The sequence below is a fragment of the Corynebacterium sp. Z-1 genome (assembly GCF_031844665.1).
Taxonomy (GTDB): Bacteria; Actinomycetota; Actinomycetes; order Mycobacteriales; family Mycobacteriaceae; genus Corynebacterium; species Corynebacterium sanguinis.
In genome coordinates, this window is sequence record NZ_CP134621.1 from 1269645 (window position 1) to 1283341 (window position 13697).

The window sequence follows — 13697 nt, forward strand, 5'->3', positions numbered from 1 at the left end:
ACCGCCGGTCAGAGTCCGAGCGCCGGTGCGGCGTTGCGGGCCTCGCGGCGCGCCTCGGCATCGACGGACTGCCCCGCGGCTTCTCGCGTGACGGCGGGCTGGCGGCGGGTCCGCTTGACCTCGTAGCGGGTGCGGGCGAGGTCGTGGCCGAGCTTCTTCGCCACGAACTCCTCGGCTTTGACGACTTCGCCGTCCGGCGTGGTGTGGTCGTACTCGCGGACGTAGCCCTCTGCGACGAACTTGTCGCCCTTGGCGAGGCGGTCGTGCGCGCGTTCGGCGGTCTTCTTGAACGCGACGAGGTCGTGGAAGGTCGTCTCGGTCTGCGTGAACGACCCGTCCTCCTCACGGCGGTAGTGTTCCTGGCCGATCTTGACGTACAGGCGCGCGTCGCCGCGCTCGGTGTAGGTGAGCTGCGGGTCGGAGGCGATAAACCCGGAGAGGGATTCCTGCGTGTGGAGAGCCATCGGACTGTCCTCATTTCTGACATCGACGGGCGGCCCCACAGCCGGGGCCGCCCTTGTGTCAGGCAGGTGCGCCCGGCTCCTCCAGCGGACGGCGTTGCAGCAGCGCCTCGATGCCGGCCCGGTCGGCCCGCAGTTCCTTCGCATCCGGCCGGTCGAGCCAGGTCCGCATCCTCGTGACTATGGGCGGCGCGGAGCGCAGCAGCACGAGCGCAGTCCCGAACGGCAACGTCCTGATCGTGTCGGGCGGCATGATCGGGACGCGCCGGATGGAGCGTTGCGCGGAGCGGGAGCCGTGGTCTCCGACCGTGGTGGAGTCGGTCACCTCGTCGCGCTCGCCGATGAGCGTGGTCAGGTCGTGCAGGTCGCGGCTGTTGGAAGCGCCGCCGAGGATGATCTTGACGATGGAGGCGTCCCAGATCGCGCCGGCGGCGTTCTCCGACCATTTCTCCCGCGCCTGAGCGAGGCTTTGGAGTACGGGCATGGTCGTGATCCCGGTGCCGCCGCCTTCGGCCATGAGCGTGGGCAGTGACGGTAAGGGGGCGAGGTTGCCGACCTCATCGAGGGCGAGCAGCAAGGGCGGGTCGAGCCTCGCGCCGGGGCTTCCGGCGGCGATGCGGCGGGCGGCTTCCACGACGTCTTCCACGAACGCCGCCACCAACGCCGCGCTGTTGTTGGCGCCGGCGCCGGTCGCCAGCAGGTAGAGCGTTCCGCGGGCACGGAGAAAGGCTTCGGGGTCGAAGTTCTCGCCTTCGCGCGGCGACACGGCGTCGAGCACGCGCGGGTCCGCCAGGGCGGCGAGGGCGAGGGAGACGCCTTGCCAGATGGAGTCGCGGGTTCTCGGGTCGGAGTCGATCATCGCCTGTAGCGACTCCGCCCACCCGACAGCCGCTCGTGGGTTCGCTGTCAGGATCGCGACTGCGTCCGCGGCGGCGGATGGGTCGAGGGTCCACCGGAACAGTTCACCCGGTGGGCGACGGTCGAGGGCAGCGGCGTGGAGCAGGGCTTGGAGGGCGGTGCGGGTCTTGCCTTCCCAGAACCCGCCGCCTTCGACTCCGCCTGCGGACAGGCCGGTGCCGGCGGCGAGTCCGGTGGCGCGGATCATCGCGGTCAGCGGGTCCTCGCACCCGCGGATGGGTGACCATCTGAGGCCTGCGGGGATGCCTTCGGCGAGGTGCTGTGGGTCGAACACGGCGACCGGGCCGATGCGCTCGCGGGCGCGGAGAGTCGCGGTGAGGTTGTCCGGCCGGGTCGAGGTGGTGACGACTGCGCCGGGTGCGTCGAGGATGGTGTTGATGACGATGTGGGCGCCCTTCCCGGACCGGGGCGGGCCGATCAGCAGGATGCTGTCCTCCACCGATGCCCACACGCTCTTGCCGCGCGACTGGCCGATCCGGTAGCCGACGTCCTCCGGTGTCGGCTTGTGGAGCGAGGGTCGCAGGTGCCCGGCCCGGCGCAGCAGCGCGGTCTCGGAGGCGGCCTTGGTGACCTCGGTGCGGGTGGCGATACCGGGGATGCGGTAGGGGTCGTTCTTGACCTGTCGGCCGTGCTCGCGGAAGAACCGCCACCCCCAGCACCCTGCGCCAGCGGCGGCGAGGATGAGGACGGCGGCGGTGATCCAGTACGCCACGACGTTCAGACCGGGTGCGCCGAGCGCGGCCGCCGGGTCGCCGGGGTTGAGCAGCACGCCCAACCCGGCCTCGACTCCGCCGGCGGGTTGCCCGGTCCCGGTGATCCACGCGGCGACCGAGCCGGCGCCGCGGAGGATGGCGGCGAGGATCGCGGCGCCGATGAGGAGGCCGATGCCGAGGTTGCTCAGCTCGTCCCCGAGCGATCCCGTCGGCCTCGGGGTGGTCATTCGGGGTGCCCGATCGTGAGCGTCCCGGAGACGCGGCCGAGCAGGATCACCTCTCGGGTCGGGCTCACGGCGAGCTGGTCGGCGGTGAGCAGGCCGCGCATCGCGCCGTCCGGGGCGGCATCGCCGTGGGCGATGACGACGGCGATCGCCACGTCCTCGCCCGGCACGAACCCCTCGCCGTGGAGCGCCACGAGTTCGGGCGGAGCACTCGCGACCGGTGGCTCAGGTGCGGGGGCGGGTTTTGGTTCGGTGCGGCGGCGTCTGGTCGGAGTGATGATGTCGGTGAACGTGCTTCCGTCCGCTTCGCGCACCTCGACCCGCACCGGCGAGCGGCGCTGTTCGGTGAGCTGGTCGAGGACGGCGGCGAAGTCCTCTCGTCGCCACGGAGGCGCGAACGGCTCCGGCTCGAACGGCACGCCGTCGACGGTGACCGTCATGCGTCCGTCGTCGGTGATCGTGATGACCACGAGCGGGAGAACGACCGGCACAGCCTCGACCTCGTCACGGTGAACAGACGCGGGCATGATCGTGCGCTTATAGCGGGGCCGGGCCATCACGCCGCACCGCCCGCGGCGGGAACCGTCAGCGAGGCCGACGGTTCGTCATTCTCAACGGTGAACTTCCCGGTTTCTGCGATCATGCGGCTCGTGGTGTCGAAGGCGGCGAACTCGGCGGGGTGGAGTTGGTGCTGCACGACGAAGGAGCGGTCCTTGATGCGCCACAGCCCCTGCCCGGTCCCCAGGCCGGGAAGCAGCTTCTGCTCAGTGCCCGTGAGGCCGAGCGCTGTTGCGGTGGAGCCGAGCTGGTCGGCTTCCTGCCGGTAGACGATCCTGGTCTCCGCGTTCGCCAGCAGCGACGATGCGAGGGCGCGCATGGCGGAGCCCTGGTCGCCGACGTTGTCGAGGTCGGAGAGCTTGTGGAAGATCAGCATGTTCGCGATTCCGAAGTGCCGGGCGAGCCGCCACTGGGCGTCCATACGCCGCAGGAGGGACGGGTAGGCCATCAGGCGCCAGGCTTCGTCGTAGATCACCCAGCGTTGCCCGCCTGCCGGGTCGGACAGGGCCGACTCCATCCACGCCGACGAGCACGTCATCAGCACCGAGATCAAGGTGCTGTTCTCCGCGACCCGGGACAGGTCGAGGGACACCATTGGCAGGGACGGGTCGAACCTGACCGTGGACGGGCCGTCGAACAGTCCTTGGAGGTCGCCCGCGACGAGTCGGCGCAGGGCGTGGCCGACGAGCCGACCGTCTTCCGCGAGCCGTCCATCCGCGTCGTCGGCCGAGGTTGGGGTAAGGATGCGGTCGACGACCATCGGCAGGATCGGAACCTCCGCGCTCCGTACCGCGTCTTGGAGGGCGAGGTCGATCGCGGTGTGCTCCAACGGCGTCAGCGCCCGGTCCAGCACGGTCTCTGCGAGGGCGCCGATAAGGTCGCGGCGGCGGGAGGCGACCTGCATCGCCCACTCGCTGTCGGACACCGCGGATGGCCTATGGCCCTCATCGAGAGGGTTGAGGCGGTTGGAGAGGCCGTGGCCGAGGATGATTGCGCGTCCACCGACGGCTTCGGCGACGGCGGTGTGCTCGCCCTTCGGGTCGCCGGGGACGTAGACGCGTCGTCCGAACGGGAGCGAGCGCGTGTAGAGCGACTTTGCCAGGCTCGACTTGCCGGAGCCGACGATGCCGGCCAGGACGACGTTGGGGGCGGTGATGATCCCGCGCCGGTAGAGCACCCACGGGTCGTAGACGAACGACCCGCCGGAGTAGAGGTCCTGCCCGACGAAGATCCCCTCCGATCCGAGGCCGCCTTCGGCCAGGAACGGGTACTGCCCAGCCAACGTCGCACTCGTGTCCTGGTGCTTGGGGAGACGGAACCGGCCCGGCGTGCGCAACGCCGCAGGCCCCGGCTCGCCAGCGGCGGGCAGGTAGGTCGTCGCGCGCCGCTCGGCCTGCTCCGCCTCCCACAGGGCCTTCGCCTCGGCCTTCCGTGCCTTGCGGGCGGTGGTCTCGATTCGGGTCGCAGCCTGCCGGCGGTCCTTACGGGCCCGGCGTCGTTCGCCTTCGGGGCCGACGAGCACGGCCGTGTGCAGGCGGCCCTCGTCCTGCGCGGTCACAGCGCGAGCCCCCGGCCCTGCGCCGTGGCGGCACCGGGGCGTCGAGTGAACCAGTCGCCCGCGCCGCGCTCGCGGTTCGCCGCCTGGGTGTTCGCGCGTGCAGGCTGGTGTGCGACGCGCGCCGACGCCGCGGTCGACGCGGGCGCGGGAATCGGGGTGTCGATGCCGAGGAGTGCCGGGTCGGGCAGGGCGCCGTGCTCGCGCAGTAGCGAGACGTGGCCGAGGAACGGGTTGTAGGTGAGGGTGTAGACGTCTCGGGTCGCTACCTTGTCGAGGGCACCGGTCGGGGGCTCGTCGTAGACGTAGCCGTTCTCGAGCGCTGTCTGTACGGTCTCCTCGCCGTAGTCGAACCCGGCCAGGTGCTCGATCGCCGCGTCCGTGCCCTCCCGGTCGATGAGGTCCAGCACCTCGTAGGCCTCGGAGCCTTGGAGGAACACGACGCTGATCCACCGCACGCCCGCCGCCTCCCCAACGGTGGGCGCAGGGCCCTGCGGGCCGCGGTCGGCCAGCTCGGTCAGGGCGTCGGAGTTCTGCCGGGCGACGTCGGCGGTCCACTCATCGAACGGCCCCTCATACGCCGTGCCGTTGTCGGTGGCGTGTTGGTGCGCATCGCCTGCTGCGGTCAGGTAGGCGGCGAGGTCACGCAGCGCCCGCTCCGGTGAGACAGGCGCGCCGGCCCCGGTAAACAGATCCCGCCCTTGGATGCTCTGCCCGCTGTCCCGGTGCTCGATGAGGTAGGCGTAGCGCTGGTGCTGGCCCAGCGGCTCGTCCGGCCACACCGTCAGCGTGAGCGTCCCGGCCTGCACGCTCGTACGCCCCGCCCCCGCGTCTGCGGGGTCGGGTGCGGGGTGCCAGGCGATACGCCCGGAGTGCTGGGAGGCGGCGTCGAGCCGCCAGGCCACGGAGTCCAGGAGTGTGCCGGCCTGGTGCAGCTCGTCCGCGGCCGCGAGGGCCGAGGTCGCGCCGGTGGCCTGGTTCCCGGCGTCGTCGTGCGCGCGGGCACGGGGAGCGATATGGGCGGCGGCGAGCTGATCCAGTACCTGCCGCAGCGACCGGACTCCGGACAGCAGGTCACCGATCACTGGGTAGGTGTCGGCCGGGTCGGTGAACTGGCGGGTTGCGTGGGCCAGGCCCCGCAACGCGGCGGACGCCTCCGTGGCGTCCGCGACGGGGTTATCGAAGGTAGGCATGAGCGTTGTTCCTCACAGAAGCGTCGGATGGTTGGTGGGCAGGTGCGCCGGGTCAGACCGGCCGGCACAGCGGCAGCGCAGCGGCGGTGAAGGCCTGGGCTTGCTGGCCGACGAGGCGGCGGGTCTCGCAGGAGGCTTGGATCGCGGCCTGCTCGACCGCGGCGACCGCGGCGTCGAGCTCATCGACGGTCGGCGCGGAGACGGACACGAGGCCGGAGACGCGCAGGACGCCGTGCCCGGCGGTCAGGTCCGCCTCTTGCTGGAGGACGTCGTCCAGTTCGGCGCTGGTGGCGGCGTCTTCGATCTGCCCGATCTTGCGCCGCTGCGCCTGGTCGCTGATGAGTTCGGTCTTCTTCTTCCGCAGGTCCCGCGCGGCCTGATCGGCGCGCACCGGCGTGTAGTGCAGGGCGAGGGTGCGGAGGATGCCGTTGGACAGCACGAGCGGGGCAAGGAACCCTGGGTAGACCTGCGAGCGGGGCCACTCACTGATCCACAACACCGCATGGAACGCACTGTCCGACCGCAACCGATCCCACGTCTCGGTCACCGCTACCGGGCCCGCCGTCGCCAGATCCCGCCCGAGGTCGCCATGCCGTTCTAGCGCGGGAGCGGCGGCCGGGTCGTACGCCGAACGCAGGATGACGGCGACCTCGCCGGGCGTGAGCCACCCCGTCGAGGTGAGCTCCGCTGCGCGCAGCGCCGTCGTCAGCGTGGTCATCTCCTGCCGGAGCACCGCGGCGGCACCGCGCATCCCGCCACCGGAAGTCCTGATCTGCCGGCTCGCGGCCTTCATGTCCAGCGCCAGGCTGATCGTCGTGGCGTGGCGTTCCCCGGCGGGGCCGGCGCGCTCGATCAGCTCGGCGTAGGTGGTCGCGGCCCAGGACCCGTCGTCGGTGCCGTGCGTGCGCCACCACTCCGCCAACCCCGTTCCCGAGTCCGGCAGCGTCCGCTCCGACACCTGGATGCGGGCGATGCGCCCCGAACGGCAGGCCGCGGCGAGGACGCGCCCCCACCCGGAGACCCTGCGCTGCTGCTCACCGGGATCGAGGAGCACGAACGCCGGATGCGAGACGCCGAGGATCGCAGTCAGCGTCTGCGCGTGCGGGTCTTGGATCATCGCCGCCCCGGTCTCGGGGTCCTCCCATTCCCGCAACGGTGCCGCATCACCCGGAAGCGCGAGCGTCCCGGCAGGTCTCGGCTTGATGACGCGGCGCCGATAAATGAGCTGCCCCAGATACGTGCGGGCGATCCAGCGGGCCACGATGGGCACCCACTCGATCACCTTCCGCCCACCCGCGGGGATCACCGCGAGCAGTGCTGCGGTGGCCCATACCGGGGCGGTCCAGGCGAAGGCCAGGCCGCCGCCGAGGTAGAGCGAGAAGACGACTGTGAGCACGGCGATGCCGAGGACGATGAGTTGCGGCAGCGACAGGCCCAGCATGATCCCGCGCTTGGTGAGCCGGGAGAACTGCACCGCCGCCAACGGGTAGTCACTGTTCGCGTGCGTGTTCGTAGACATCGCAGGTCACCCCTTCCCGGTCGGCTTGGACGACGGCGGAGGTGGCGGGTCCGACCGGCGCCGAGGCGCGGGCGAGGACTCCGCCGAGCCGGTGGACGGCCCGGACGGCGGCGCCGAGGACGGAGCGGCCGGGGGCGGCGTCGACGGTGCGGGACGCTGCGGCGGGGTGCCTTGCGATGGTGGAACCAGCGGCGGGGATGCCTGCTCCGTGGCCGCGCCTGCCTGACTGTCGGCCGCTCCACCGACCGCATTGCCGGCCTTCGGGCCGGCGGTCGCCGCGCCCTTGACCACCGCACCGCCGACGACGACCGCAGCACCCACAGGGCCGGCGGCTGCACCAGCACCCGCAGCGCCCGCTGTCCCGGCCCCGGCACCAGCGGCGGTGCCAGCTCCCGCTCCTGCCCCTGTCGAGGAAGCGGCGGCTCCTGTGCCCGCTGTGCCGGCTCCCGCACTGGTGGGCGCCGCCGACGAGGAGGTAGGCGGCGGTGTTGGACTACCGCCTCCTCCGCCACCGTTCGAGGGTGCGCTGCCGGAGTCGGTGCTGCCGTCGAGTACCTTCTTGGCCGTGTCAGCCTTCGGCGCAGACGGCACTGGGACAGGCCGGTTCAGCGCCGACTTCGCCTCCTGCTCCGACGACATCGCGTGGTACATGTCGAACCCGACGAAGGACAGGAACTTGTACGTGATGTACGGGGCGAACGCCGCGATGAACATCAGCGCGACGCCGGCGATCGGGTCGGAGATGGATGCCAGGTCCGCCTCGATGGGGGCGGAGACCTGGCCGATGGCGACGAGGAAGATCACGACGAGGACGAGCTTGGAGAAGATGAGGGCGATGACGAAGGTCGCCCATTTGGCGAACCATCCCTTGGTCGCATCCCATGTCGCCCCGGCCAGGGCGACCGGCCCGAACACGATGGCGACCAGCAGCAGGGCTTTGCGGATGAGCAGCGAGAACCACACGATCGCCGCCGCGCTGATAGCGAGTCCGGCGAGGAAGATCGTCAGGATCGCGCCGACACCGGGAGCGGTGATGTTGATGGTGGCCAGGCCTGCGGCGAGGAGCCCGATCTGGGTCCCCATCCCTTCCATCGTGTTGCCGGTGGCCTGGACGATCCCGACCGCGAGCTGGTCGGTCACTTCCAGCAGCAACGCGGTCAGCGTGATGACCAGGAACGATCCGAGCACGCTCTTGGCGAGACCGAGGGCGGCACGGTTGAGGGCGGTCGGGTCGCGGTGGATGAGCCCGGTGATGAGCTGCAAGCAGAAGAACACGAGCATGATGAAGACAGCGACGCCGAACAGGACGTTGTAGACGCCGATGTACTCGGCGCTGGTGACGTCCACGAGGGTCGTGGTGTCGAAGACCCACCAGACCGCCTCGAACAGCCACGCGGCGGCACCGGCCATCGCTTGGGCGAGCCAGTCGAACGGGGCGGCGATCAGGGAGGCGGTGCCTTCGCCCACGGCGTCGCAGACGGAGGAGATGACTGGGACATCGCAGACGCTCACCGCAGCCACCCCCGCGGCCGGGAGTCATGTCGGGTGGTCATCACACGGCCTGCCCGACGCCCCAGAAGAAGTTGATCAGCGTCACCGCGGCACCGCAGATGATCGCCGCCCCGCAGCTCACGAGAACGCCGACCTTGCCCCTGCTCGCGAGGTGCGGGTTGGAGGAGTTGGCGCCGAAGCCCCACACGATCGCGCTGACGATGAGCGCGAGGACGGAGAGGATGAGGCCGACGGTCATGACGGCGCCGACGATGATGCGCAGTTGCTCGATGCCGGGAAGACCGGATGAGTTGGGGTCGATGTCGATCACGGGGTGCTCCTGACTATTGACGAGAAGGGGTTCTCGTCCGTCAGGTGCACCCCGCGATCCCAGCGGCGGCGGAGGTAGTCAGAGTTGGGTGCCGACGTCCAGCAGGAAGTTGAGCCACGCGACGCCGGCCCCGGCGAGAGCGGCGGCGCCGACCGCGACGAACAGACCCGTGCGAGCCTTGGTCGCCGCCTGATAGTTGCCGCTGGATGACGCGATCGCCCAGATGATGGCGCAGACGATGAGCATGAGCACGGCGGTGACGAGCACGAACATGAGCAGCGCGCCAACGATGGCGCGGAGGTCGGCGGCGCCGCCGACGCCGCCGAAGTCGGGGAACACATCCATGGTCATCGTCCTTCTCGGACGGTGATGTGCAGGTGGTCGTAGTGCCCGCCTGTGATGTCCGAGGGGTCGTGCATGCCCCCGCCGTTGTAGGGCCGCCAGCCCTCGTCGGCGCGAGCGAGCGACCAGATCTTGCCTTGCCAGATGAGATACTCGACTCCGAGGGCGGCGGCGTTGGCCTGCAGCCAGTTCGTCATCGCCCACCCCGTGTCGAGGGCGGCGCCGGTCGCGGCCGTTCCGATGGTGTTCCCGAAGGTCACATCGCACGCTCTGCCGAGCGGGTGTTCCGACGAGGTGCCGGGTCGCGGTGACCAGCAGGCCCAGCCGGAGTCGGGAAACGCGGCCCGGGTCTGTGTGAGCAGGTGCTCCATGCGGGCAGTGATCTGGCCGCCGCTCGTCGGATCGTCCCGAAGCTCGTCAGGATCGGTACCTGTGTACGGTGTTGGCGCGGCGATGTTCGGCCCCGGAGCGCAACCTGCGTTTGGTGCCGTGCTCGCGCCGGATTCAGCGGCGCCGTGGTCGGTGAGCCAGGCGTCGGAGTTCACCGGGTCGGCGTCTGCGCCGCCGGGGTGGATTTGCAGGTGCAGGTGAGGGCCGGTGGAGTGTCCCGAGGAGCCGACGTCTCCGATGCGCTGCCCGGCGGTCACGGTGTCGCCTTCTGCGACATGGATGCCGTGCGCCCACATGTGCACGTACATCGACGCGACCCGCTCGCCCCGGACGGTGTGCTCGATGACGATGACCCCGCCTCCTGCGTCGGTGTATCCGGCTCGCACGACGATGCCGTCCGCGACGGCGTAGATGGGGGTGCCGTCGGGGGCGGCGAAGTCGCTGCCTGCGTGGAAGCGGCGTTCGCCGGTGATCGGGTCGTTACGCCATCCGAACGGGCTCGTCCGCGCCCAGGTCCCCTCCGGCAGCGGGAACACGATGCGCGTCGTCTCGGGCACGACGGGCGTCTCGTCCCCGCCATCGTTGCCGGAGGACACGGGACGGGTCAGGGCGGTGAGGATCGCTTCGGCGACCGGCTGGTAGTTCTGATACCGGTCCGGGTAGGCGCTGACCTCGACGGCTTGGGCTGCTTCGCCGGGGTCGAGCTGCTGCCAGCCGGCGATGTCGAGCAGGCCCCGCGGCGATGGGTAGTTCGGGCCCGTGGGGCCACCGTAGAAGGCTCTCGCCTGGTAGCTGGGGTCCATGAGCTCCGCGACTGTGCCCCACCCGCTGACCGGGCGCATCTGAAACAGCCCGAGCGAGTCGTGATCCGAACCCTCGCCGTCGTTGGGGTACTCCGCCGACTCGGGATAGGCGCTCGTGTTGGCGAGCATCCGCAGGGTCGACTCGGTCAGCGCAGCCATCAGCGCGATCAGCACCCCTTCACGTCCGACGCCGGCTGTCTGCCCGCCGACCGTGATGATCGTCGCGGCGTGGGTGAGCTGTTGCCGGTTCAGCGTGACCGTCTCCCCGTTGCGGGTCGTCGCGGTCAGCGAGTCCGGGATCGGGCCGACCGCCAACGAGCCGGGCGTGCAGACGGCGGCGGTCGCAGGTGTTCCGCCGAGCGTGGCGACGCCCAGCAGGATCGTGGACGGCCCCAGGAGCAGCAAGGTGAGGGCGAGGAGCGCGAGCTTCTTCATCACGGCCTCGGCTCAGCGGAGAGGGTTGTCGAGCTGTGAGAGCCGCAGCACCTCACACAACCCCGACCCGGTGCCGCGACCGGGATTGGGCGGGGTGCAGACGAGGAACACAGTGAAGGAGACCGGGCGGGATGCCTCGACGGGGTCGGTGCCCCAGATGCCTTCCCGGTGCCGTGTCCCCGAGATGGTGTACGCGACCGCACCATCAGGTATCTGACCGGGGGCTGCCTGCTCGACGGCGGTCTCCCACGCCTCCGGGACGAACACCTCGTCGAGGGTCAGCCACTGCCGAGTCGCGTAGGTGCGCAGCTGCGCCCACGCATCGTTCGTCGGGATGTAGGCGCGGACGTCACCGACGAAGGCGTCGGCCTCGCTGCCGTGCGCGGCATCCGCGAGCACCTGCGCATAGTCCGATGGCATGTGCCCGGTCGTGGTGTCCCAGGTGAACAGCGCCTCAGCGACCGCTTGGGCGAACGCTTCCGGCCCAAGGTGCTGGTCCAGCGGCTCCAGCTCTGCGACCGAGGTCGGGGCCGGTGTCACGGGCGCGGCGGTGGAAGGTCGTTCGTTCGGCGTCGAGGCCGACGGGGCGGCGGGGCCGCGGACGAGGCCGTAGATGCCGACTCCGACGAGCAAGAGCAGAGCGAGGCCGCCAGCGGTGGCGGCGATCAGCAGGCGACGACGGCGACGGTCATCAGACGTGGCGGGGTCCATGAGCACGGGTCCTTCCCGGACGGCAACAACGGATGCGTGGTTGCCAGGAAGGTGCGCACCACCGCACCCGCCCCGCGGTTCAGGCGATGTGCTCGGCCCTGTCTTGCCGTGCCGCGCGTGCGGCGTCGGTGAACGCGATGGTCCCGGCGATGGTCTCCTCGAACCGTGCCCACTGTTCAGCGGTGAGGGCTGGGCCGACGTCGGCGGGGTCGTAGTGGGTCCACCATTCGGCCATGTCGTCCCAGGTGGCCAGGAACGCGGTCAGCGGGAACGGCACCGGCTCCCCGGTGTTCACCGCCGTCAGCGCGGGCCGCGCTGGCTTCTTCTCCCCGGAGGCCTTGGCTGCTTTGACGCGGGCGAGCGCGGCCTTTGCCAGCTGCTCCAACTCCGCCGCCCTCGCCTCCTGCTCCGCCGCACGCACCGCATCCGCCTCGACCCGTGCTCGTTCGCGCACCTCGACGGACTGGGCGGGATCCGCGGCGAGCTGGTTGAGCTCCGCCAGCGACAGCTCGGCATTCACGCGCAGGTGCGAGGGATAGACGCTCCCACCTGCCTTGATCCGCTCGACCTCCTCTGCCGCACGCGCCCGTACCGGTTCCGGCTGCGACTCGTCCGCGGCCAGGTCCTCCAACCGGCCGATGCGCTCCAACGTCGTATAGGACGCGCGGCCAGTCACCATCCGCGCAGCCTGAGCGCGAGCCTTGCCTTGCTCGAACTGCGGTGGTGCCAAATTGGCACCACCGTCTTCTGCGTCGTCTGCGGTCGTCTGGAACCGGGTGGCCTCCTGGCGGCGGGCGGCGTCTTCGGCGAGCAGGGTCTTGAGTTCGCGGTAGAGGGCTGCGGCTTCGAGCTGGGTGAGCGGCTTGTGCAGGACGTTCTCGTCTTGTTCGGCGAGGAGTTGCCCGAGCCGGTCGGAGATCCCGGACCGTACCCAGACGTTGACGGTCTTGATGCCCAGGAGTTTCAGCGCCGCGAGGCGCCGCGCGCCGCAGATCAGGTGCCCGTCGAGGGTGATCGTGATGGGCTGCAAGAGCCCGTTGCGGCGGATCGACTCCACCAACGGGGCAAGGTCGCCGTGGTCTTGCCGGTGCCGGCGGCCGACGATGATGGAGTCGACCGCGCGCTCCAGCTCGATGTGGCCCGCCGGCACCGTGCTCATGACTCCTCGCCCCCTGCCAGGCGCGGGGCGGCGAGCCCGGCAGTGATCACGAGGTCGTCGTCGGTGAGGAGTGCGCGCAGGGGTTGGCCGATCAGGAGCCGCACGAGCAACCCGCGCCCAGCGTTCGTATGCGCGAGGGTCGGGTCGGGGGTGCCGAGCACGATCCGCAGCAGCGCCGTCCACGACGCACCCGGCAGGTCCAGGAGGGCGCGGGCCTGCCGGTCACGGCGCAGCACCTCGAACGCCGACGCCCGCGACGGCGACCCCGCCAACCTGGTGGTGATGTACTCGACCGCAGCCCGGGCTGTCGAGGGTTCCCAGCCGACCCACGAGAGGAACGCGATCGTGTCCTCGACGGCGGCGGTGACGTTCATCGCCCGCTCCCGCACCGGACGCTCATCGTCCGGGTCCTCGTCGGGGTCGGTGAAGGGGTCGAAGCAGAACGCGGGGTGGTAGTCGGGCAGGGGGTTCTCGCGGTCGCTGAATCGTTCGGCGTCGTGGAACACCGAATACTTCGGGCGACGGGCCTGATGCACGGAGCACAGCAGTCCGTTGCCGCGTTCCTCGGCGGTGCAGGTCACCTGCACCGCCCGCGTCACCACCGCCCACGGGTCATCCGCCCGCCGCGTCGCAGTTCCCCGCATCGCCTCGAACGCCGCCGAAGCCGCCTCCCACGGGTCGAGGCCGTGCTTGCGGGCGAGAGCGGCGTACTTGTTCGCGGCGTGCTCCATCAGCGCCGCCGCCTCCGGGTCACGCTGCCACGCCCCACGCCCCGCCTGATGGAGCCGATTCAGCAGGGCGCGCAGCGCCTCGGAGTCCTCGAAACGATTCCGCCTGTCACGGTCTGATGCAGTCTGCATGGGAGCACCTCCTGACAGGCAGGTGCGCACACGC

13 protein-coding genes are annotated in these 13697 nt (G+C 70.7%); all 13 read right to left on the minus strand.

Annotation, left to right across the window (positions count from 1 at the left end; genetic code table 11):
• Positions 1-8: 8 nt before the first annotated feature.
• Positions 9-464, minus strand: a complete 456-nt coding sequence (locus RIU96_RS06245; RefSeq protein WP_259804123.1) for a single-stranded DNA-binding protein — start codon at positions 462-464, stop codon at positions 9-11.
• A 58-nt stretch (positions 465-522) separates the two neighbouring features.
• Positions 523-2319 (minus strand): type IV secretory system conjugative DNA transfer family protein, encoded by a 1797-nt coding sequence (locus RIU96_RS06250; protein WP_144317199.1) that lies wholly within the window; start codon positions 2317-2319, stop codon positions 523-525.
• Positions 2316-2873 (minus strand): hypothetical protein, encoded by a 558-nt coding sequence (locus RIU96_RS06255; RefSeq protein WP_222422287.1) that lies wholly within the window; start codon positions 2871-2873, stop codon positions 2316-2318. Before RIU96_RS06255 ends, RIU96_RS06250 begins: the two co-directional genes overlap by 4 nt.
• Positions 2873-4432 (minus strand): putative type IV secretion/conjugal transfer ATPase, encoded by a 1560-nt coding sequence (locus RIU96_RS06260; protein WP_259804122.1) that lies wholly within the window; start codon positions 4430-4432, stop codon positions 2873-2875. The genes RIU96_RS06255 and RIU96_RS06260 overlap by 1 nt, the downstream gene beginning before the upstream one ends.
• Positions 4429-5622 (minus strand): hypothetical protein, encoded by a 1194-nt coding sequence (locus tag RIU96_RS06265; protein ID WP_211346237.1) that lies wholly within the window; start codon positions 5620-5622, stop codon positions 4429-4431. The genes RIU96_RS06260 and RIU96_RS06265 overlap by 4 nt, the downstream gene beginning before the upstream one ends.
• Before the next feature lie 52 nt (positions 5623-5674).
• Positions 5675-7141 (minus strand): SCO6880 family protein, encoded by a 1467-nt coding sequence (locus tag RIU96_RS06270; protein WP_144317196.1) that lies wholly within the window; start codon positions 7139-7141, stop codon positions 5675-5677.
• A gap of 6 nt (positions 7142-7147) precedes the next feature.
• Positions 7148-8653, minus strand: coding sequence for a TrbL/VirB6 family protein (locus tag RIU96_RS06275; RefSeq protein WP_144317195.1), 1506 nt, complete (start codon positions 8651-8653; stop codon positions 7148-7150).
• A 40-nt stretch (positions 8654-8693) separates the two neighbouring features.
• On the minus strand, positions 8694-8963 hold the full coding sequence (locus tag RIU96_RS06280; RefSeq protein ID WP_062764860.1) for a DUF6112 family protein: 270 nt from the start codon (positions 8961-8963) through the stop codon (positions 8694-8696).
• A 78-nt stretch (positions 8964-9041) separates the two neighbouring features.
• Complete coding sequence (locus RIU96_RS06285) at positions 9042-9308, minus strand: DUF6112 family protein (protein ID WP_144317194.1); 267 nt, start codon at positions 9306-9308, stop codon at positions 9042-9044.
• A gap of 2 nt (positions 9309-9310) precedes the next feature.
• Complete coding sequence (locus RIU96_RS06290) at positions 9311-10933, minus strand: VldE C-terminal domain-containing protein (RefSeq protein WP_211346236.1); 1623 nt, start codon at positions 10931-10933, stop codon at positions 9311-9313.
• Positions 10934-10945: 12 nt separating this feature from the next.
• Entirely contained in the window at positions 10946-11644 is a 699-nt protein-coding gene (locus tag RIU96_RS06295; protein WP_144317192.1) for a hypothetical protein, read from the minus strand.
• 79 nt (positions 11645-11723) lie between these two features.
• Positions 11724-12803: a ParB N-terminal domain-containing protein gene (locus RIU96_RS06300; protein WP_144317191.1), complete on the minus strand. Its 1080-nt coding sequence runs from the start codon at positions 12801-12803 to the stop codon at positions 11724-11726.
• Positions 12800-13663, minus strand: a complete 864-nt coding sequence (locus RIU96_RS06305) for a hypothetical protein (RefSeq protein ID WP_144317190.1) — start codon at positions 13661-13663, stop codon at positions 12800-12802. Before RIU96_RS06305 ends, RIU96_RS06300 begins: the two co-directional genes overlap by 4 nt.
• Between the last annotated feature and the right edge of the window lie 34 nt (positions 13664-13697).

What these genes read in the sequence shown, in the direction of transcription:
- RIU96_RS06245 (WP_259804123.1), bottom strand. Translation starts at nt 464, where the DNA reads ATGGCTCTCCACACGCAGGAATCCCTCTCCGGGTTTATCGCCTCCGAC.
- RIU96_RS06250 (WP_144317199.1), bottom strand. Translation starts at nt 2,319, where the DNA reads ATGACCACCCCGAGGCCGACGGGATCGCTCGGGGACGAGCTGAGCAAC.
- RIU96_RS06255 (WP_222422287.1), bottom strand. Translation starts at nt 2,873, where the DNA reads ATGGCCCGGCCCCGCTATAAGCGCACGATCATGCCCGCGTCTGTTCAC.
- RIU96_RS06265 (WP_211346237.1), bottom strand. Translation starts at nt 5,622, where the DNA reads ATGCCTACCTTCGATAACCCCGTCGCGGACGCCACGGAGGCGTCCGCC.
- RIU96_RS06270 (WP_144317196.1), bottom strand. Translation starts at nt 7,141, where the DNA reads ATGTCTACGAACACGCACGCGAACAGTGACTACCCGTTGGCGGCGGTG.
- RIU96_RS06285 (WP_144317194.1), bottom strand. Translation starts at nt 9,308, where the DNA reads ATGGATGTGTTCCCCGACTTCGGCGGCGTCGGCGGCGCCGCCGACCTC.
- RIU96_RS06290 (WP_211346236.1), bottom strand. Translation starts at nt 10,933, where the DNA reads ATGAAGAAGCTCGCGCTCCTCGCCCTCACCTTGCTGCTCCTGGGGCCG.
- RIU96_RS06295 (WP_144317192.1), bottom strand. Translation starts at nt 11,644, where the DNA reads ATGGACCCCGCCACGTCTGATGACCGTCGCCGTCGTCGCCTGCTGATC.
- RIU96_RS06300 (WP_144317191.1), bottom strand. Translation starts at nt 12,803, where the DNA reads ATGAGCACGGTGCCGGCGGGCCACATCGAGCTGGAGCGCGCGGTCGAC.
- RIU96_RS06305 (WP_144317190.1), bottom strand. Translation starts at nt 13,663, where the DNA reads ATGCAGACTGCATCAGACCGTGACAGGCGGAATCGTTTCGAGGACTCC.